This is a genomic window from Stenotrophomonas sp. SI-NJAU-1 (assembly GCF_020883215.1).
GTDB lineage: Bacteria > Pseudomonadota > Gammaproteobacteria > Xanthomonadales > Xanthomonadaceae > Stenotrophomonas > Stenotrophomonas indicatrix.
Genome location: NZ_CP086598.1, coordinates 2,651,566 through 2,671,591, shown reverse-complemented (window position 1 = coordinate 2,671,591; position 20,026 = coordinate 2,651,566). Strand labels below are relative to the sequence as shown.

19 protein-coding genes are annotated in these 20,026 nt (G+C 66.3%); 16 read left to right on the top strand and 3 right to left on the bottom strand.

Annotation, left to right across the window (positions count from 1 at the left end; translation table 11 throughout):
* The first annotated feature begins 115 nt into the window (after positions 1–115).
* The 4 genes from tadA (at position 116) to LMF57_RS12215 (ending at position 3,515) form a co-directional block, all read left to right on the top strand.
* Positions 116–640 carry a tRNA adenosine(34) deaminase TadA gene (gene tadA / locus LMF57_RS12230; protein ID WP_229289949.1) on the top strand — a complete coding sequence of 175 codons (525 nt, stop codon included), beginning with the start codon at positions 116–118 and terminating at the stop codon, positions 638–640.
* Between the two features lie 75 nt (positions 641–715).
* The gene (orn, locus tag LMF57_RS12225; protein WP_117310715.1) at positions 716–1,288 is read left to right on the top strand and encodes an oligoribonuclease; all 573 of its coding nucleotides are present in this window, start codon (positions 716–718) and stop codon (positions 1,286–1,288) included.
* A gap of 114 nt (positions 1,289–1,402) precedes the next feature.
* Positions 1,403–2,275 carry an EcsC family protein gene (locus LMF57_RS12220; RefSeq protein WP_208082738.1) on the top strand — a complete coding sequence of 291 codons (873 nt, stop codon included), beginning with the start codon at positions 1,403–1,405 and terminating at the stop codon, positions 2,273–2,275.
* Positions 2,276–2,399: 124 nt separating this feature from the next.
* Positions 2,400–3,515: an alkene reductase gene (locus LMF57_RS12215; RefSeq protein ID WP_208082737.1), complete on the top strand. Its 1,116-nt coding sequence runs from the start codon at positions 2,400–2,402 to the stop codon at positions 3,513–3,515.
* 88 nt (positions 3,516–3,603) lie between these two features.
* On the opposite strand, the gene LMF57_RS12210 is transcribed toward LMF57_RS12215, so the two are convergent.
* Positions 3,604–4,497, bottom strand: a complete 894-nt coding sequence (locus tag LMF57_RS12210; RefSeq protein WP_229289948.1) for a mechanosensitive ion channel domain-containing protein — start codon at positions 4,495–4,497, stop codon at positions 3,604–3,606.
* A gap of 142 nt (positions 4,498–4,639) precedes the next feature.
* Positions 4,640–7,018 carry a phosphoenolpyruvate synthase gene (gene ppsA / locus LMF57_RS12205; RefSeq protein WP_093819147.1) on the bottom strand — a complete coding sequence of 793 codons (2,379 nt, stop codon included), beginning with the start codon at positions 7,016–7,018 and terminating at the stop codon, positions 4,640–4,642.
* Positions 7,019–7,162: 144 nt separating this feature from the next.
* Here ppsA and LMF57_RS12200 point away from each other — a divergent pair, with 144 nt between their 5' ends.
* From LMF57_RS12200 to LMF57_RS12190, 3 genes are all read left to right on the top strand, one after another.
* Positions 7,163–7,984: a pyruvate, water dikinase regulatory protein gene (locus LMF57_RS12200; protein ID WP_025879262.1), complete on the top strand. Its 822-nt coding sequence runs from the start codon at positions 7,163–7,165 to the stop codon at positions 7,982–7,984.
* A 126-nt stretch (positions 7,985–8,110) separates the two neighbouring features.
* Entirely contained in the window at positions 8,111–8,623 is a 513-nt protein-coding gene (locus LMF57_RS12195; RefSeq protein ID WP_117310713.1) for a DUF1249 domain-containing protein, read from the top strand.
* A gap of 40 nt (positions 8,624–8,663) precedes the next feature.
* Positions 8,664–9,152, top strand: a complete 489-nt coding sequence (locus LMF57_RS12190) for an 8-oxo-dGTP diphosphatase (RefSeq protein WP_093819148.1) — start codon at positions 8,664–8,666, stop codon at positions 9,150–9,152.
* 96 nt (positions 9,153–9,248) lie between these two features.
* Here LMF57_RS12190 and LMF57_RS12185 read toward each other — a convergent pair whose 3' ends face one another.
* A complete protein-coding gene (locus tag LMF57_RS12185) occupies positions 9,249–9,899 on the bottom strand; it encodes a class I SAM-dependent methyltransferase (protein WP_229289947.1) in 651 nt (216 codons plus the stop codon).
* A gap of 345 nt (positions 9,900–10,244) precedes the next feature.
* On the opposite strand from LMF57_RS12185, the gene LMF57_RS12180 reads away from it, so the two are divergent.
* From LMF57_RS12180 to LMF57_RS12140, 9 genes are all read left to right on the top strand, one after another.
* Positions 10,245–10,859 carry a phosphatidylcholine/phosphatidylserine synthase gene (locus tag LMF57_RS12180; protein WP_049467510.1) on the top strand — a complete coding sequence of 205 codons (615 nt, stop codon included), beginning with the start codon at positions 10,245–10,247 and terminating at the stop codon, positions 10,857–10,859.
* 22 nt (positions 10,860–10,881) lie between these two features.
* A complete protein-coding gene (phaE, locus tag LMF57_RS12175) occupies positions 10,882–11,940 on the top strand; it encodes a class III poly(R)-hydroxyalkanoic acid synthase subunit PhaE (protein ID WP_229289946.1) in 1,059 nt (352 codons plus the stop codon).
* A 3-nt stretch (positions 11,941–11,943) separates the two neighbouring features.
* Entirely contained in the window at positions 11,944–13,011 is a 1,068-nt protein-coding gene (locus tag LMF57_RS12170) for a class III poly(R)-hydroxyalkanoic acid synthase subunit PhaC (protein WP_229289945.1), read from the top strand.
* Positions 13,008–13,376, top strand: a complete 369-nt coding sequence (locus LMF57_RS12165; RefSeq protein ID WP_117310709.1) for a YfeK family protein — start codon at positions 13,008–13,010, stop codon at positions 13,374–13,376. The genes LMF57_RS12170 and LMF57_RS12165 overlap by 4 nt, the downstream gene beginning before the upstream one ends.
* A gap of 50 nt (positions 13,377–13,426) precedes the next feature.
* Complete coding sequence (locus LMF57_RS12160) at positions 13,427–13,630, top strand: PspC domain-containing protein (RefSeq protein ID WP_025879254.1); 204 nt, start codon at positions 13,427–13,429, stop codon at positions 13,628–13,630.
* Positions 13,627–14,079, top strand: coding sequence for a hypothetical protein (locus LMF57_RS12155; protein WP_025879253.1), 453 nt, complete (start codon positions 13,627–13,629; stop codon positions 14,077–14,079). Before LMF57_RS12160 ends, LMF57_RS12155 begins: the two co-directional genes overlap by 4 nt.
* A gap of 718 nt (positions 14,080–14,797) precedes the next feature.
* Entirely contained in the window at positions 14,798–15,013 is a 216-nt protein-coding gene (locus tag LMF57_RS12150) for a hypothetical protein (RefSeq protein WP_025879252.1), read from the top strand.
* A 207-nt stretch (positions 15,014–15,220) separates the two neighbouring features.
* Positions 15,221–17,614 (top strand): Tex family protein, encoded by a 2,394-nt coding sequence (locus tag LMF57_RS12145; RefSeq protein ID WP_229289944.1) that lies wholly within the window; start codon positions 15,221–15,223, stop codon positions 17,612–17,614.
* A gap of 203 nt (positions 17,615–17,817) precedes the next feature.
* The gene (locus LMF57_RS12140; RefSeq protein WP_117310707.1) at positions 17,818–20,019 is read left to right on the top strand and encodes a PAS domain S-box protein; all 2,202 of its coding nucleotides are present in this window, start codon (positions 17,818–17,820) and stop codon (positions 20,017–20,019) included.
* Positions 20,020–20,026 lie beyond the last annotated feature (7 nt).

Here is a 20,026-nt window from a genome sequence, read left to right as displayed (position 1 = left end):
CGGCAACGCTGCTGCAGCGTTGGCCCGGCGCAGCACGGCGCATCCAGGCGGCGGAACCAGCAAAAGGCCTGCGCTACACTACGCGCGCGCTCATTCCTTGAATCCGAGAAACGCCATGACTGATACCTTGGGCGTGCCGGTGCACGACGTCGACGAGAGCTGGATGCGCCACGCATTGGCATTGGCCGAACGTGCGCAACGCGAGTTTGACGAGATTCCGGTCGGCGCGGTGCTGGTGGGAGCCGACGGCCAGCTGCTGGGCGAGGGCTGGAACCTCAACATCGCCTCGCACGACCCCAGCGCGCATGCCGAGATCGTGGCCATGCGCGAGGGTGGGCGGATGCTGGCCAATCACCGCCTGATCGGCAGCACCCTGTATGTCACCCTGGAGCCGTGCGCGATGTGCGCGATGGCGATCGTGCACGCACGCGTGGCGCGCCTGGTCTATGGCGCCAGCGACCCCAAGACCGGCGCCTGCGGCAGCGTGTTCGATCTGGTCGGTGATGCCCGCCACAATCATCGGGTCGAGGTCCATGCCGGTGTGCTGGCCAAGGAAGCGGGCAACCGCCTGACCAACTACTTCAGGGCCAAGCGTGGCAAGCCGCCGCTGCTGCTGGAGGACCACGCTGACGAGGGCTGAGTGGCGAAAGGGTATGATGGCCGCCACTTTCCATTACCGGCCGGCCTCGTGCCTGCCCAGCAACGAGGCGACACGATGGCAGAGAACGGCGCGGCCAACGAACGGCTGATCTGGATCGACCTGGAAATGACCGGGTTGGATACCGACAACGATTCGATCATCGAGATCGCCACCGTGGTCACCGATGCCCAGCTCAACGTGCTGGCCGAGGGCCCGGAGTTCGCCATCCACCATCCGCTGGAAACGCTGGAAGCGATGGACGAGTGGAACCGCAACCAGCATCGTCGTTCGGGCCTGTGGCAGCGCGTCATCGACAGCACCACCACGCTTGGCCAGGCCGAAGCGCAGACCGTGGCCTTCCTGGCGCAGTGGATTCCAGCCGGCGTGTCACCGATGTCGGGCAATTCGATCTGCCAGGACCGCCGCTTCCTGCACCGGCAGATGCCGCGGCTGGAGAAATACTTCCATTACCGCAACCTGGACGTGTCCACGGTGAAGGAACTGGCCAAGCGCTGGGCGCCAAGCGTGGCTGCGGGCGTGGGCAAGACCAGCAGCCACACCGCACTGAGCGATGTGCACGATTCGATCAACGAACTGCGCCATTACCGCCAGTTCATGGGCGCGCTGTCGGGGCTGCCGACCCCGTGAGGGGCACTGCCGGCCGCTGGCCGGCAATCGCCTGATCCCCAGCGGCGGTGCAGGGTTGTCGTGCAGCGGCCGGCACCACCCTGCGTTCAACTCCATGGCGCTAAGATCGGCCGCATGAACGAGCCCATCCTGCTGCCCCGCGATATCGCCCACGACGCTGGTGACTGGTCTGACCTGCAGCGGGCGGTCGCGCTGCTGGAAGCCCCCACGATCACCGCGCGCATGGCCAACCTGGTCGGGACGCCGCTGGAGTTCGCGGTGAAGGCACTTCCCACCTCGGTGTCCAACCGCATCCACGGTGCGGTGCAGGCGGCGTTGTCCAGATCCGTGCAGGCCGCGCTTTGGAGCATGGGCAACACCCCGGGCAAGGGCGCCTCGACGCGTTGGCACAAGCTGGCGGCGGCGACGTCCGGTGCGGTGGGTGGGGCGTTCGGTTTCGCTGCGCTGTTCATCGAGCTGCCGGTGTCGACCACGATCATGATGCGCGCGGTAGCCGACGTCGCCCGCAGTGAAGGCTTCGATCTATCGCAGTCCAGCACCCGCCAGGCCTGCCTGGAGGTGTTCGCACTGGGCGGCAATTCGCCGCGCGACGATGCCAGCGAGACCGGCTACTACCTCGCCCGTGGCTTCACCACCGATGTCATGCGCCACCTCTCGGCCGAACTGGCCGGGCGCGTGGTGACCGGGCGTGACCTGACCCTGGGCGTGGCGCCGAAGGAAGCCGGCAAGCTGCTGGCCAAGCTGGTGGAAAAGGTCGCCGCCCGCTTCGGCGTAGTGGTCACCGAGAAGTTTGCCGCGCAGGCGGTGCCTATCGTCGGTGCGGCAGCCGGCGCGACGCTCAACACCATGTTCACCGATTACTACCAGGACATGGCCCGTGGCCATTTCATCGTGCGCCGGCTGGAGCTGAAGTACGGCGAAGAGGTCGTGCGCACCTGCTATGACCGTATCGCCCACGGCGGGGCGTTGATCGAGCCGACGTTGTAATCCACGCCACGCGTGGATGCGGCATCGTTGCCTCGGCGGCACAACTGTTTTGCGCGGACGCGCCTGTTGCGCACGCAGCGCGATCCCCATCCTTGCCGGCAATCCCCCGCAAGAGAGTGCCGCCATGTTGTTCACCCCCCACCGCCTGGGCGCGCTGACGCTGCCCAACCGTATCGTGATGCCGCCGATGACCCGCTCGCGTGCGGCGGCCGGCAATGTTGCCACCGCGCAGATGGCCGAGTACTACGCCCAGCGCGCTGGTGCCGGGCTGATCGTCAGCGAGGGCACCCAGATCAGTCCGCAGGGCCAGGGCTATGCTTGGACCCCGGGCATCCACAGCGACGAACAGGTTCAGGGCTGGCGCAGGGTCACCGATGCCGTGCACGCAGCCGGTGGGCGCATCTACGCCCAGCTCTGGCATGTTGGCCGTGTCTCCCATGTGGCCCTGCAACCGGACGGCGCGGCGCCGGTCTCTTCTTCGGCACTGCTGGCCGAAGGTGTGAAGGTCTTCGTTGACCCGACCGGCGCCGGTCCGGAATCCGGCGTGGGCGAAATGATCCAGCACTCGATGCCGCGCGCACTGGGCGAGGACGAGATTCCGGGCATCGTGGCCGACTATGCACAGGCCACGCGCAATGCCTTGGCTGCCGGCTTCGATGGCGTCGAACTGCACGGCGCGAACGGCTACCTGATCAACCAGTTCATCGACTCGCAGGCCAACCAGCGTACCGACGGCTATGGTGGCGCGCTGCGCAATCGCCTGCGCTTCCTGCGCGAGGTGGTGCAGGCGGTGGTTGATGTCGCTGGCGGCGAGCGGGTCGGCGTGCGTCTGGCGCCGCTGACCACGCTGCAGGGGGCGGTGGATGACACGCCGCAGGCGACCTATCTGGCTGCCGCGCACCTGCTGGGCGAGCTGGGTGTGGGGTACCTGCACATCGCCGAGGCCGACTGGGACGATGCCCCGTTGATGCCGGTCGCGTTCAAGCAGGCGCTGCGGATGATCTATCCGGGCACGTTGATCTACGCCGGCAAGTACACCGCCGAGCGTGCCGCGCAGGCGCTTGTGGAGGGCTGGGCTGACCTGATCGGCTTTGGTCGGCCGTTCATCGCCAATCCCGATCTGCCCGAGCGCCTGCGCAGCGGCGCGGTGTTGAATTCGCCCGATCGCGCGACGTACTTCGGTGGTGGCGCGGTGGGATTCACCGACTATCCGGTGCTGGAAGAAAGCGTCGCGGTTTGATCCCGGAGGCTGCCGGCCAGCGGCCGGCACTACCCGGGTGCGCGGGGTGGGGTAGTGCCGGCCGTTGGCCGGCATCCCCGGGGACGGATCAGGGCTTGTCACGCACCAGTGCGTCGGCCTCGACCACGCCACCGTCCTTGCCATGCACGTACAGGTGCATGTCCTGCTGCGGATACGGGATGTTGATGCCGGCCTTGTCGTAGCCCAGCTTGATCTGTTCGAGCAGGGTGACCTTGGTGCCGAAGTGATCGGCCGACTTCACGTAGCAGCGGATGCCCAGATTGATCGCGTGCGCACCCAGCTCGTACACCACCACGTCCGGCGCCGGCGTCTGCAGCACGCGCGGGTCGGCCTTCATCAGGGCCAGTGCGGTATCACGCGCCAGCTGGATGTTGTCTTCGTAACCGATGCCCACCACCAGCTCGACGCGGCGGGTGGGCTCTGCGGTGAGGTTGATGATCGGTGCGGCGGTGATCAGCGTGTTCGGAATGGTGGTGTGCTGGTTGTCCGCGCCGGTGATCACGGTCTGGAAAATGCGTACCTCGCGAACCGTGCCGGTCTGCCCGGCGATGGTCACCACATCACCCACGCGGAACGGACGCAGGGTCACCAGCATCACGCCCGAAGCAATGTTCGACAGCGAATCCTTCAGCGCCAGGCCAACGGCGAGGCCGGCGGTACCGAGCACGGCCAGCAGCGGAGTGATCTGCACGCCCAGCGTACCGATGGCCAGGATCACCACGATCACCAGCGAGGCCGCGTAGACCACGTTGCGCAGGAAGCTGCCCAGCATCGGGTCCACGCCCATGCGCGAGGTGGCGCGCGGCATGGCATTGGACAGCCGTCGTGCCAGCCACATGCCGACCAGCAGCACCACGATCGCGGCCAGCAACGGCACGCCGTAGGTCTCCAGCAGGCGTTCCCAGTCGAGTGAGCGGAACCAGGAGGTCGTGGCGGGGGAGGGTGGGGCAGCGGCGATCATGCGGACTCCTTTGCAACGGGAACAGGTGCGACGGGAACATGGCGTACGCGGACGCCAGAAACAGCAAGCCCCGCAGAGGCGGGGCTTGCGTGCAGCTTCAGTATGGGCAGGCGTCGATGAAAGCGACGTCAGCCGTCACACGTCAACCCTTGGCCTTCAACTTGGCCAGGCGCAGCCAGGTATCGACCACGGTGTCCGGATTCAACGACACCGACTCGATGCCTTCCTGCATCAGCCATTCGGCCAGATCCGGATGATCGGACGGGCCCTGGCCGCAGATGCCGACGTACTTGCCCTTGGCCCGTGCCGACTTGATCGCCATCGACAGCAGCTTCTTCACCGCCGGATTCCGCTCATCGAACAGGTGCGCCACGATCGACGAATCGCGGTCCAGGCCGAGGGTCAGCTGGGTCAGGTCGTTGGAACCGATCGAGAAGCCGTCGAAGATCTCCAGGAACTCATCGGCGAGCAGTGCGTTGGACGGCACTTCGCACATCATGATGATCTTCAGGCCGTTCTCGCCCTGCTTCAGGCCGTTCTGGGCCAGCACCTCGACCACCTTGCGGCCTTCTTCCAGGGTGCGCACGAACGGGATCATGACCCACAGGTTGTCCAGGCCCATCTCGTTGCGCACGCGCAGCACGGCCTTGCACTCCAGCGCGAAGGCGGCCGAGAAGCTCGGATCGACGTAACGGCTGGCGCCGCGGAAGCCGATCATCGGGTTCTCTTCGTGCGGCTCGTAGTTGCTGCCGCCGATCAGGTTGGCGTACTCGTTGGACTTGAAGTCCGACAGGCGCACGATCACCGGGTTCGGCGCGACCGAGGCGGTCAGGGTGGCGATGCCTTCAGCCAGACGGTCCACGTAGAAGCCGACCGGGTCGGAATAACCGGCGATCTTCTCGTCGATCTTCTTCTTCGTCGCCGCATCCTGGCGGTCGTATTCCAGCAGCGCGTTGGGGTGGATGCCGATGTGGCTGGCGATGATCATTTCCAGACGCGCCAGGCCGATGCCCGCGTTCGGCAGCTGGCCGAAATCGAAGGCGCGTTCCGGGTTGGCCACGTTCATCATGATCTTCAACGGTGCCGGCGGCATGTTGCCCAGATCGGTGGTGGTGCGTTCGAAGCCGAGCTTGCCTTCGTAGATGAAGCCGGTATCGCCTTCAGCGCAGCTGACGGTGACCAGCTGGCCATCCTCGATGACCTTGGTGGCGTTGCCCGAACCGACCACGGCCGGCACGCCCAGCTCGCGCGCGATGATCGCCGCGTGGCAGGTACGGCCGCCGCGGTTGGTGACGATTGCCGATGCACGCTTCATCACCGGCTCCCAATCGGGATCGGTCATGTCGGCGATCAGCACGTCGCCCGGCTGCACGCGGTTCATGTCTTCCAGCGTCTTCACCACGCGCGCCACGCCGGCACCGATCTTGGCGCCCACGGCGCGGCCTTCGGCCAGAACGTTGCCGCCCTTTTCGGTCAGCGCGAAACGCTCGATCTGGGTGGCATGGCTGCGCGACTTCACGGTCTCCGGGCGCGCCTGCACGATGAACAGCTTGCCGCTGACACCGTCCTTGGCCCACTCGATGTCCATCGGGCGGCCGTAGTGCTTTTCGATGGTCAGCGCCTGGCGCGACAGTTCGGCTACGTCTTCATCGTTGATCGAGAAGGTGCTGCGCAGTTCGGCCGGGGTGTCCTCGATCCTGACGCGCTCGCCGGGGACATCCGAGTACACCATGCGGATCGCCTTGCTGCCGAGCGAGCGGCGCAGGATCGCCGGCTTGCCGGCCTGCAGGGTGGGCTTGTAGACGTAGAACTCGTCGGGGTTGACCGCGCCCTGCACGACCATTTCGCCCAGGCCGAACGAGGAGGTGACGAACACCACGTCGCGGAAGCCGGATTCGGTGTCCAGGGTGAACAGCACGCCGGACGCGCCCACGCCCGAACGCACCATCAGCTGCACGCCCGCCGACAGGAACACGTCTTCGTGCTTGAAGCCGTGGTGCACGCGGTAGGCGATGGCACGGTCGTTGTACAGCGAGGCGAACACTTCCTTGACCTTGTGCACGACATCGTCGGCACCGGTGACGTTGAGGAAGGTTTCCTGCTGGCCGGCGAAGGAGGCGTCGGGCAGATCTTCGGCGGTGGCCGAGGAACGCACGGCCACGGCCACGTCGCCGCCGCCGTTGTCGGCGCTCAGCTTGGCGTAGGCGCTGCGGATGTCCTGGTCCAGCTGCGGCTGCAGCGGTGCATCGATCACCCAGCCGCGGATTTCCTTGCCGGCTGCGGTCAGCGCATTGACGTCCTCGACGTCCAGCGTGGCCAGCTTGTCGAAGATGCGCTTGGACAGGTCGTTGTGCGCGATGAAGTCCTTGAAGGCTTCAGACGTGGTCGCATAACCTCCAGGAACGGAGACGCCCAGACCGGCCAGATTGCCGATCATCTCGCCCAGCGAGGAATTCTTGCCGCCCACGCGGGCCAGGTCGGCCAGACGCAGTTCGTGCAACCACAGGATGTTCTCGTTCAAGCGCGATGCTCCGTTTGGCCATCGCCCGAGGCGGGCTGAATGGCCGCGTCCGTAGGAAGAAGTCGATATGATGCCGGGCAGACCACCGTCGGCACAAGCTTGTGTTGGCGGCCCTTTTAGGCTTCGTAGGGGGTAAATGCGCGCATGTCGACCATCCGTCCGGTGTTCTACGTTTCCGATGGAACCGGTATCACCGCTGAAACCATTGGGCATAGCCTGTTGACCCAGTTCTCCGGGTTCAGCTTCATTACCGACCGGATGTCATTTGTCGATGACCCCGAAAAAGCCCGCGAAGCCTGTGCCCGGATCCAGGCGGCGGGGGAGCGCTACCAGGTCCGGCCGATCGTGGTGAACTCCTGTGTGGACCAGAGCCTGAGCCTGATCCTGGCCGAAAGCGGGGCGCTGATGCTGGATGTGTTCGCCCCGTTCATCGAGCCGCTGGAGCGCGAACTGTCCAGCTCGCGCCTGAACCGGGTCGGCCAGGCCCACGGCATGGTCGACTTCGATACCTACCACCGGCGCATCAACGCGATGAACTTCGCGCTGACCCACGATGATGGCATCGCGGTGAATTACGACGACGCCGACGTGATCCTGGTGGCGGTGTCGCGGGCGGGCAAGACGCCTACCTGCATCTACCTGGCCCTGCATTACGGGGTGCGCGCGGCCAACTACCCGTTGACCGACGAGGATCTGGAGAGCGACCGCCTGCCGCCCCGGCTGCGCAACTACCGGCGCAAGCTGTTCGGCCTGACCATCGACCCGGACCGCCTGCAGCAGATCCGCCAGGAGCGCCGGCCCAATTCGCGCTACGCCAACCTGGACACCTGCAAGCGCGAGGTGGCCGCAGCGGAGGTCATGTTCCAGATGGAACGCATCCCGACCCTCAGCACCACCCACACCTCGATCGAGGAGATCTCCAGCAAGGTGCTCGGCACGCTGGGGCTGCAGCGCGAACTGTATTGACGGGGCGCCACGACCAACGGTCGTGGCCCACCTGCGCGGTGGGTATCGAGCGTTGGTCGATACGGGGCCCCTTTGGCCGGGACCGATCTGTCCCCACGTTGAAGGGCCAACGTGTAGGATCAACCCATGGCCCGAGCATTGCCCCGTACCGAGCGCATTCCCCGCCTGAGCCGGCTGAGCTGGCTCATGGGGCTCTACGCAGAGAACTATCGTCACCTGGTGCGCCTGTTCGCGCCGGCCGAGCTGGTGGCGGGAAGCTACGTCTCTTCGGTGGGTGATGGCCTGGACGTGCGCCTGGACGTGATCGAATGCCACCGCTACACGGTGGAGCTGCGCCTGACCTATGATCTGGCCGACCCGGTGACCGGCGAACCGGACCCATCGGCCTTCGTCCGCCTGTACCGGGACGCGCGCCAGGCCGAGACCACCCACTGCTACGTCGGCCGCCGCTGGCAGGACACGATGGGCCTGTACCCACCGCCGGCCGAGCTGATCAGCCATCGCATGCGGATGAACACCTTCCTCGGCAAATGGCTGGAATACCTGGCCGAACGCGGCCATGGCGTGGCTACCCTGCGCCGTGATCCCGACGGCATCACTGCCGGTGCCGGCGACCGTCGCCTGTCGCTGGTGCGTTGATCGGCCATAATCCACGGCTGACCCGCCGCCGGATTCGCACATGCCGTATACCCCGATCGTCGCCACCCTGGGCTATGTGCTCTCGCCCGATCGCCGCCAGGTGCTGATGATCCACCGCAATACCCGGCCGGGCGACCACCACCTGGGCAAGTACAACGGCCTGGGCGGCAAGGTCGAGCCGACCGAGGACGTTGCCGCCGGCATGCGCCGCGAAATCGCCGAGGAAGCCGGCATCGACTGCACGGCCATGCGCCTGCGCGGCACCATCAGCTGGCCGGGTTTCGGCAAGCATGGTGAGGACTGGTTCGGTTTCGTGTTCGTCATCGACAGCTTCGAGGGTGCCCCGCACGGCGGCAATCACGAAGGCACCCTGGAGTGGGTGGACGTGGACAAGCTCGACCAGCTGCCGATGTGGGAGGGCGACCGCAACTTCCTGCCGCTGGTGTTCGATGCCGATCCGCGCCCGTTCCACGGAGTGATGCCTTACCGGGATGGGCGCATGCAGAGCTGGTCCTTCAGCCGGCTGTGAGGCATTCCGGAGGCCGCTGCGCTCGCCGGGCATGGCCCGGCGCTACCCATCCGGCGCAGCCTCGGTAGCGCCGGGCCATGCCCGGCGGGGAGAGCTTCAGCGCCGCTGCGCCAGCAGCAGATGGAAGTGCTTTTCCCGCTGGTGGCCGTCATTGCCGGCCTTGCATTCGCGATGCGAGCGCCACGCCGTGACGGTGAAACCGGACACCCGCAGCGCCAGCTCCACCGCATCCAGCTCATGCAGCTCAAAGTCCTCGGCAAAGGGCAGGGTGCGCATGAATCCGGCATCGCCGAAGGCCAGGCATAGCCGGCCGCCGCGATGCAGCACGCGCGCCAGTTCATCCAGTACCGGAGCCAGGTGCGGCCAGAAGTACAGGGTGTTGACCGCCAGCGCAGCGTCGACGCAGGCATCAGCCAAGGGCAGGGCATGGGCATCGCCCTCGCACAACGCGGCTCGCCCGGCCAGTCCTCTGGCGGCAAGCTGCCGGTTGCCGGCGTCGACCATGGAAGCGGACAGCTCAACGCCCAGGTAGCGACTGCCGCTGGCCTGCAGCAGCAATGGCGCGAAGGCGGCGTTACCTGGGCCGATCTCCAGCACCTGTTCTCCGGCAGCGACGGCCAGCAATGCGATCGCTGCCTGGTTGAGGGCGCCGTTGCTGCGGTTCATCGATTCGCCCACGGCCAGCGCGGCCTCGCCATGGGGCTGCCGCAACTGCGCGGCCAGGGTGCGTGCATCCAGCATCAACATCGTCCGTCGGTAAGGAGTCGGACGTGGCGGCGGCGGGTCCGCCGCAGACCATAGCGCCAGCCGATGGGCTTGGGAAGTAGGGGGACCCCGGCTTCAGGTGATGAGGAAATGTCCAGCGTCGCAGTCAGTGAGAACCAGTTGTCCACAGGGGGTGTGGATTACGCGTGGGCAACTTTGTGGATAAGCCCTGACAGGCGCCACCCCCCTAGGCTGTCAAGATGGGTGGCGAAAAATTCGCCGCCGGTGAGGATCGGTGAGTGACGGGTGAAGGCCGTGGGCAGGCCACGCTGTTGCCGGTAGCGGCGCTCGCGGTACCCTGTGGGCCTTGATGCCCCGTGAGACTTCATGAAACGTCACTTCTCGATGCTGCGCGAGTTCCATCTGGCGGACTGGTTCACCCTGGCCAACGCTTTCTGCGGCACCGGCGCGGTGTTTGCCGCGATGCGTTTCCTGCAGGATGGCGAGCGCGGCTACCTGCTGTTCGGCATGGCGCTGATCCCGCTGGCTTTCATTTTCGACGCGCTGGACGGCCGCATCGCGCGCTGGCGCAAATCCAGTTCGACCCTGGGCCGCGAGCTCGACTCGCTGTCGGACGTCATCTCCTTCGGGGTCGCACCCGCAGCGCTGGCCTATGCCTGTGGCATGCAGGGGGGCTGGGACTGGCTGGTGTTGAGCTACTTCGTCTGCTGCGGCGTCAGCCGCCTGGCCCGATACAACGTGACCGCCGAGGCGATGAGCGGTGACGAAGGCAAGGTGAAGTACTTCGAGGGAACACCGATTCCCACCAGCCTGGCGTTGGTGATCGTGCTGGCGATCGCCGCCGGCACCGATGCCATCGGCCGCGACCTGTGGCTGGGCCAGTGGCAGATCGGTCCCTGGCAGCTGCATCCGCTGGTGCTGCTGTTCGCGCTGTCCGGGTCGCTGATGATCAGCAAGACCCTGCGCATTCCCAAGCCATGACCCAGCCCTGCGGAGGAGCGCGATGACCAGCTCGGCCAACGACCCCGGCAGCAGCGATTTCGAGACCCTGGCCCGCCAGTACTTCGGCGCCTGGGGGGATGCCCTGCGCCATGCCGCCGTGTCGGGAACGCCCGCTGGTGATGACCCGGGCAACTGGAAGCGCCTGTTCGACTGGTGGGGTCAACTGCTGCCCGGGACCAGTGCTGCCGCGCCGGAAGAGGCGGTGCGGCGCTTCCGCGAACAGGCTGGCAGCTGGTACGGCACCATGCAGGAAGTCGCTGCACGCTTTGCCGGCCGCGATGCCAGCAGTGCCGAGGTCGCCCAGGCCTGGCGTGAAGCGGTGAAGGGGCAGGGCGACGGCATGCTGCAGTGGATGCTGCAGGGGGCCCGCGGCAGCACCCATGTGGACGCTGCGCCGCCCGAGTTCACGGCATGGTTCCAGCAGTTGCAGACGCTGGCTGGCCCTTGGCTGCAGAGCCCGGCGTTCGGGCCCGGCCGCGAGCACCACGCGCGGTGGCAGGCCCTGCTGCGCGCGCAGGAGGAGTACCAGCAGCATTCGCAGGCCTATGTCGAGCAGATCAAGCAGGCACTGGAAGAGGCGTTCGACCTGTTCGAGCGGCGCCTGGCCGAACACGAGCAGCCCGGCAGCCAGCTGACCAGCGCCCGGGCGATGTTCGATCTGTGGATCGAAGTGGCCGAGGAGGCCTACGCCAAGGTCGCCATGTCCGAGCCGTTCCAGCAGGTGTATGCCTCGCTGGGCAACGCACAGATGCGCCTGCGCGCAGGCCTGCAGCGCGAGGTTGAACAGATGAGTGAACGCATCGGCCTGCCCACCCGCAGCGAGATGGATGCCGCCCACCGTCGCATTGCCGAGCTCGAGCGCAGCCTGCGCCGGGTGCAGGCACAGGTGGCGGCGCTTGCCGGTACCGATGCCGTCGATCCGGTTGCCCAGCCAGCGCCTGCCAAGGTCAAGCCCGTCGCGCGCAAGCCTGCAGCGAAGAAGGCTGCTGCGAAGAAAGCTGCTGCGAAGAAGCCGCCAGCGAAGAAGGCCACCACCCGCGCGACCACGCGGAAGTCGTAAGCCATGAAAGGACCGCTGGGCTTCAACGCCGATGACCTGATGCAGGAGACCTTGGCCATGCAGCGCAAGCTGATGGAAGGGTTGAAGCTGTTGCCGCAGGTGGAGGATGTCGACTATGGCGCCACCGCCCGCGAAGAAGTCTGGCGCGATGGCAAAGTGGTGCTGTATCGCTTCGTCGGCGAGAACGCGCCGGTGCGGCGCACACCGCTGCTGATCGTGTACGCACTGGTCAACCGCCCGTACATGGTGGACCTGCAGGCCGATCGGTCGCTGGTGCAGAAGCTGCTGGCATTGGGCCAGGACGTTTATGTGCTGGACTGGGGTTATCCGGATCGTTCCGAACGCTACCAGACGCTTGAGGACTATCTGCTGCGCTACATCGATGGCGCGGTGGATGCGCTGCGCGCGCGCTGTGGTGGAACGGTCAACATGCTCGGCATCTGCCAGGGCGGCGTGTTCGCCCTGTGCTACGCCGCACTGCGGCGGCAGAAGCTGGGCAACCTGATCACCATGGTCACCCCGGTCGACTTCCAGACCGCCGACAACATGCTGTCGCACTGGGCACAGCAGGTGGATGTGGATCTGCTGGTGGATACGCTGGGCAACATCCCGGCCGATCTGATGAATGCCAGCTACCTGATGCTCAAGCCATTCCGCCTGAACGTGCAGAAGTACGTGGGCCTGCTCGACATCCTCGATGACAAGGCCGCGCTGGAGGATTTCCTGCGCATGGAAAAGTGGATCTTCGACTCGCCGGACCTCGCGGGTGAAGCCTTCCGCGAGTTCATCAAGCAGTTCTACCAGGGCAACGGCCTGGTCAACGGCACCGTGCGCATCGGCGAAGAGGCGGTGGATCTGTCGCAGGTGACCCTGCCGGTGCTGAACATCTACGCCGAACAGGATCATCTGGTGCCACCGGATGCATCGCGCGCGATGCGTGGCCGGCTGGGCACGCAGGACTACACCGAATCCAGTTTCCGCGGTGGGCACATCGGCATCTACGTCTCCGGCCGCGCGCAGCGCGAAGTGCCGGCGACCATCGACAATTGGTTGAAGGAACGCGGAGCATGAAGTACTCCCCTCTGCTCGCGCTAGCTCTGGCCCTGGTGCCAGGTGTTGCCGGCGCTGCACCGAGCGCCGATGCGCGCCGCGAGATCGCGCAGTTGATCGGAAGCCTGGATGGCTCCCAATGCCAGTTCCAGCGCAATGGCAGCTGGTACGGTCCGGCCGATGCACGTTCCCACCTGCAGCGCAAGTACGACTACCTGCTGAAGAAGGACATGGTCGACACTGCCGAGCAGTTCATCGAACGTGCGGCGAGCCAGAGCAGCATGAGTGGCAAGGCGTACCGGATCCGCTGCCCCGGCCAGCCCGAACAGACCTCTGCGGCGTGGTTCGGCGCCCGCCTGCAGGCGTTGCGCCAACGCACGCCGTAGACACGGCAGGCGCTACAGTGGCCGCAGCCAGTCAGCCGGGAGACCTCGCCATGAACGCTGTGCCGCGCACCCTGTCGCGCTCGCTGAACGACCGCATGATTGCCGGTGTGATGGGCGGCATCGCCCATCGTTTCGGCTGGAACCCGACCCTGGTGCGGGTGCTGTACGTGGTGGTCTCGCTGGCGTCGGCCGCCTTCCCCGGCATCCTGGTCTACCTGCTGCTGTGGCTGCTGATCCCCAACGAGGCGGATTGAACACCGCGTCCCGGCCCTGGCCGATCTGGCTGCGCGCGCTGCAGGTGCTGGGCGCGCTGTGGACCGTGCCCAATACCCTGATCGGCCTGCTTGGCGGTCTGGCCGGGTTGCTGGGTGGTGCGAAGATGCGCTGGAGCGGTCGTGATTGCGCGGTGGTTTTCGATCACTGGCCCTGGGGCCCGGGCGGAGCGATCACCCTGGGCAACGTGATCCTGCACACCGGCCACGATCTGGGCATGTGCTGCCGTACCTACGCGCATCAGGCGGGGTGGGGCGTGGAGCCGTTGATCCGGCTGGATGACCATGAGCGTGCGCATGTGTACCAGTATCTGGTGCTGGGGCCGCTGTACCTGCCGGTGTATCTGCTGTGTGGTGGTGTCAGCGCGCGTAATCCGTTCGAGCGTGCGGCCGATCATTACGCGCGGTTCGGGCACGGCTGGTGGCCGTAGATTCCAGCCAACGGCGCAGCCCCTCGTGGGTGGGGCGCGAAATGCGATTCATGTGATTGGGCCGGGCGGGGTGGGTTCGCGGGACACGCCGTAAACCCGTCCCTGGGGGCTCGATGGCGCCATCCATGGCGCCAACGGTCCCGCGAACCCACCCCGCCCGACCCCTGACAGCTTCCGCGCGCATCCAGCCAAGGAGAAGAAAGAGAACAGCAAGAGCGGGTCGCGCGCTGCGCTTGCTCGTATAGAGCCGAGCATGGGCTCGGCTCTACAGGAAACGGCCGGTCAGGCCGCTTTTGCTTTTGATCTTCTTTTTCTTTTCCGTGGGTGGCAGACCGCAGAAATCTGTCAGAGGGCGGTCGGGTTGGGTTCGCGGGGGTGTCCGCGGCATGGATGCCGCGGCCAAGCCTCCAGGGACGGATTCACGGCGTCCCCCGCGAACCCAACCCGGCCGACCCACCTGCGGCTTTTGCATTCCGCGACCAACCACACCCACCCACGAGGGGCTGCGCCGTTGGCTGAAAACCCTTCCATTCGTTATTCGGAAGTTAAAGATCCGTAAGCATACTGCTGCTATCCCGCAGTCATCTGCATGCAACTGATCGTCATTAGTCTTCGTGACGTTCCAGTCAGCTTGGTCGCGGTAAGCTCTATCCCGATGAGCCAACAAGTACCGCTCATCGTGTGCAGTACGCAGTAGCAATTTGGAGGAAGACATCACATGGCAATCGTTCTTTATGTCGGTGGTAGCAAGGATGGCGAGAAGGGCGTGGTGCCCTACGGCTTCAGCAAATCCCGCGCCGATACCGCGCTGGGGCCGGAGTTCTACACGGAGCGGTTCATGGAACTGCAGGGTGTCGGCAAGGTCCGCCTGATGGCGCTGGAGAGCCTGCGTGACGACATCGTCATGCAGCGTGCCGCCCGCCACTACCGCTGACCTTCGCAGTACGCGGCAGGACGCGCTCCACCATCGCGCGTCCGCGCCGGCATCCCAGCCCCGGGGCCAGTCCGAGCCCTTTTTGCCAGGATGCCGGCGTCCCATCCGGACCCGCCGCCTGAACCGCCGCTCTGTCAACGCCTTGTCCCTGCCGCCCGCGCATTGCAAGAATGGGCCTTTCCCGCAATGCGGCCCAGGCCGGAAACAATGCACGACGCCAAGCACGCCCAGCGCCAGCTCGCCCAGCAGATCGCCCAGACCATCGCCGATGAAATCGGTGCCCAGACCGCACAGGTCAGCGCCGCCGTCGGCCTGCTCGATGAAGGCGCCAGCGTTCCGTTCATCGCCCGCTACCGCAAGGAAGTCACCGGCGGCCTGGACGACACCCAGCTGCGCAACCTGGAAACCCGCCTGACCTACCTGCGCGAACTGGAAGACCGCCGTGCGGCGGTGCTGGCCAGCATCGGTGAGCAGGGCAAGCTCAGCGATGAGCTGCGCAACGAGATCCTCGCCGCCGACACCAAGAGCCGGTTGGAAGATCTGTACCTGCCGTACAAGCCCAAGCGTCGCACCCGCGCGCAGATCGCCCGCGAAGCAGGACTGGAGCCGCTGGCCGACGGCCTGTTGGGCGACCCGACACAGGACCCGCAGATCTTTGCCGCCACGTTCGTGGATGCCAACAAGGGCGTGGCCGATACCAAGGCCGCGCTGGAAGGGGCCCGCGCGATCCTGATGGAGCGCTGGGGCGAGGACGCCACGCTGGTTGGCGAGCTGCGCAGCTGGTTGAGCGAGCAGGGCGTGATCCGTGCCCGCGTTGCCGAGGGCAAGGAAACCGAGGGCGCCAAGTACCGCGATTATTTCGAGCACGCCGAGTCGTTGGCGAAGATTCCCTCGCACCGGTTGCTGGCGTTGTTCCGTGCACGCCGCGAGGAGATCCTGTTCCTGGAGCTGGACCCAGGCAAGGATGCCGAGGCCGGACATCAGTACGCCGAAGGGCGCGTGGCGCACAACGCCGGTATCCGCGATGCGGGGCGCCCCGCTGATCGCTGGCTGCTGGACGCGTGCCGCCTGACCTGGCGGGCCAAGCTGCACATGCACCTGCTGCTGGACCTGTTCAACCAGGCCCGTGAGAAAGCCGAAGCCGAAGCCATCGCGGTGTTCGGTGACAACCTCAAGGATCTGCTGCTGGCCGCACCGGCCGGCCCGAAAAGCGTGCTGGGCCTGGACCCGGGTATCCGCACCGGCTGCAAGATTGCCGTGGTCGACGCCACCGGCAAGCTGGTCGCCACCGACACCATCTACCCGCACGAGCCCCGCCGGCAGTGGGAGCAGTCGCTGCAGACGATCAAGCAGCTGTGTGCCAAGCACAACGTGCAGCTGATCGCGATCGGCAACGGCACCGCCAGCCGCGAGACCGACAAGCTGGCCGGTGAAGCCATCAAGGCGCTGGGTGACAACGCGCCGCAGAAGATCGTGGTCAGTGAAGCCGGGGCTTCGGTGTATTCGGCGTCGGAAACGGCGGCCAGGGAATTCCCGGACCTGGACGTGTCGATCCGTGGTGCGGTATCGATCGCGCGTCGCCTGCAGGATCCGCTTGCCGAACTGGTGAAGATCGAGCCGAAGGCGATCGGCGTGGGGCAGTACCAGCACGACGTGGATCAGTACCGCCTGGCGCGTGCGCTGGATGCGCGCGTGGAGGACTGCGTGAATGCCGTCGGCGTGTACGTCAACACGGCGTCGGCTGCACTGCTGTCGCGGGTTTCGGGCCTGACGCCGACGGTAGCCGAGAACATCGTGCGCCACCGCGATGACAACGGTCCGTTCAAGCGTCGCAAGGACCTGCTGAAGGTGTCGCGCCTGGGCGAGAAGACGTTCGAGCAATGCGCAGGCTTCCTGCGTATCGCCGATGGCGATGAGCCGTTGGATGCATCGTCGGTGCATCCGGAAGCCTATCCAGTGGTCGAGCGCATCGTCGCCAGCACCGCGCGCCCGATCAAGGCGCTGATCGGCGACGGCAGTTTCCTGCGCGGCTTGAAGGCCGAGCAGTTCACCGACGAGACATTCGGTGTGCCGACCGTGCGCGACATCCTCAAGGAGCTGGAAAAGCCGGGCCGCGATCCGCGCCCGGAATTCAAGGCGGCCCGGTTCGCCGATGGCGTGGAGGACATCAAGGACCTGCGCGAGGGCATGGTGCTGGAAGGCGTGGTCAGCAACGTGGCCGCGTTCGGTGCGTTCGTCGATATCGGCGTGCATCAGGACGGCCTGATCCACATCTCGGCGCTGTCTGATACTTACGTGAAGGATCCGCGTGACGTGGTCAAGGCCGGCGACATCGTCAAGGTGAAGGTGCTGGAGGTGGACGTGCCGCGCAAGCGCATTGCCCTGACCCGGCGTCTGGACGACACGCCCGGCCAGGCGACCAGCCGCCCGGGCAGCCGTGACGAACGCAGCCAGGGGCAGGCGCCGCGCCGCGACGCCGGCAACCCCGGGCAGGGACGTGGCCAGGGGCGCAACCCGGGCAACGGCGGACGCCCGGCACAGGCCGCGCCGCCAGCCAACAATGCCCTGGCCGAGGCGTTCGCCCGGGCCAAGCGCAGCTGAGTCCGCCGTCCCCCTCCCGGCGCGATCCGGGCGGGGGACTTGTCGATGTTCCCCGGCAATGCGCACACTTGCGCCGGAAGGGGCGCCTGGGCCCCTGCTGTCGCTGGGGAGGCCATGCCGTCAGCACCATCCGCCCTGTTCCGAGACCGCTGTGGCTCCTTGCCACGGCCTGCGGGCAGCTGCGTCGGCAGGGGAGGCGGCTGATGGCCGATCAGGGCAACAGCGGCAACGCACTGCTGGAGCGCCGGCTGCAGGAACTGGCCGAACAGCGCCGCCGCCTGGCGATGATCATCGAGGGCACTGCGGCTGGCACCTGGGAATGGAACGTCCAGAGCGGACAGATGCGGGTCAATGAACGGTGGGCCGAGATCGTCGGCTACCGGTTGGGCGAACTTGAACCGATCTGCCAGAAGACCTTCATCGCGCTGGTCCATCCGGATGATCTGGCGCTGTCCGATGCGGCCCTGCAGGAGCACTTCGACGGCCGCGCCGAAAACTACGCCTGCCTGCTGCGGATGCGTCACAAGAACGGCCAGTGGATCTGGATCCACGATCGCGGGCGGGTATTCGAGTGGGACGGGCAGGGTCGGCCGCTGTGGATGGCCGGTGCGCACGCCGACGTCACCGAACTGCAGCAGGCGCGCCAGGATGCGGCAGAGATGCGGCAGCGCCTGCAGGCGGTGGTCGACGCCTCCGACGAAGTGGCGGTGATCGCCACCGACACCGCCGGCATCATCACCCTGTTCAATACCGGCGCTGAGCGCCTGCTCGGCTACCGCGCCGAGGAGGTGCTGGGACACTGCGATCCCGGTATCTTCCATGATCGTGCGGAAATGGCTGCCTATCTGGCGCCGCTGGTCGATGCCGATGGCAAAGCACCGACTGTTTTCCAGGCGTTGACGGCGCAGGCACAGGGCAAGACGTTCTCGCGGCAATGGACCTTCCTGCGCAAGGATGGCCAGCGTCGGCAGGTACGCCTGTCAATCAGCCGCATGGATGGCGCCGATGGCGAGCGCATCGGCTATGTCGGCATGGCCATCGACATCACCGAGATCCTGCAGGCGCGCGCCGAGGCTCGTCTTGCGGCGGAAAAGTTCGCCGGTGCGTTCACCTCGGCGGCACTGGGCATGGCGCTGGTGTCGCTGGAAGGGCGCTGGCTGGATGTCAACGATGCGCTGTGCCGCATTCTCGGCTACACGCGGGAGGAACTGCTGCAGGTCGATTTCCAGCGGTTGACCCATCCGGCCGATCTGCAGACCGACCTGGCCCTGGTGCAGGATCTGCTGGCGGGGCGACGCACGCACTATCACCTTGAGAAGCGCTACCTGGGCCGTGAGGGCAACACAATCTGGGCACGGCTGTCGGTATCGCTGGTACGCAATGAGCGCGGTGAACCGTTGCATTTCGTGTCGCAGATCCAGGATGTCAGCGCCCAGCGCAGCAGCGAGCAGCGCCTGTTCGAAAGCGAGCAGCGCAGCCGCATCACCCTGGATGCGGTTGCCGACCTGGTACTCAGCGTGGCCCTGGATGGCCGCATCGAATATGCCAACGCGGCCGCCGTGCGAATGCTTGCCGGCGATGGAGCGCTGTCGCTGGCCGGGCATCTCGTGCAGGACGTGCTGTCGTTGACCACCGAATACGCACCGCAATCGCAGCTCGACGTCAGCGTGCTGCTGGATCCTGAAAGCAACGCCGTGGATCTGCATGCCGATCTGCTGCTGCAGATGGGCACCGCCGTGGTGCCGGTCGACCTGACCCGGGCCTGGCTTCGCGACGACGAGGGCCAGGTGCGTGGTGCGGTGTGGGTCCTGCGCGATGACACCCAGCAGCGTGCACGCGAGCGCGAGGCACGGCACCTGGCGGAGATGGACCCGCTGACCGAACTGGGCAATCGCCGCGGCTTCGAAGTGCATCTGCAGCAGGCGATCACCCGGGTTGAACGGACCGGGCAGGCGGCGTCACTGATGTACATCGATCTGGACCGGTTCAAGCCGGTCAACGATACCTTTGGTCATCTGGCCGGCGACGCCGTGCTGTGGGCCGTGGCCAGCGTATTGCGCCATGGTGTACGCGACTCGGATGTGGTGGCGCGCCTGGGCGGTGACGAATTCGCGGTGATCCTGTCCGGGTGCAGCCCGCGGCGAGCGGCGCGCATTGGCGGCGAGCTGCTGCATACCCTGGCCAACCTGTCCATTCCCTGGGACCAGCACCAGCTGCGGATCGGCGCCAGCATCGGCATCGCACCGCTTGCCGCCGGCATGAGTGTGGACCAGGCCGTCGCCGCCGCCGATGCCCAGTGCTACCGGGCCAAGGCGATGGGTCGCAACAATGTGCAGGTGCAGGGCGAAACCGGTGAACTGCCCGCTAGCTCGCCGGCGGACGGCGGCGACCTCAGCGATGGCTGATCTCAGC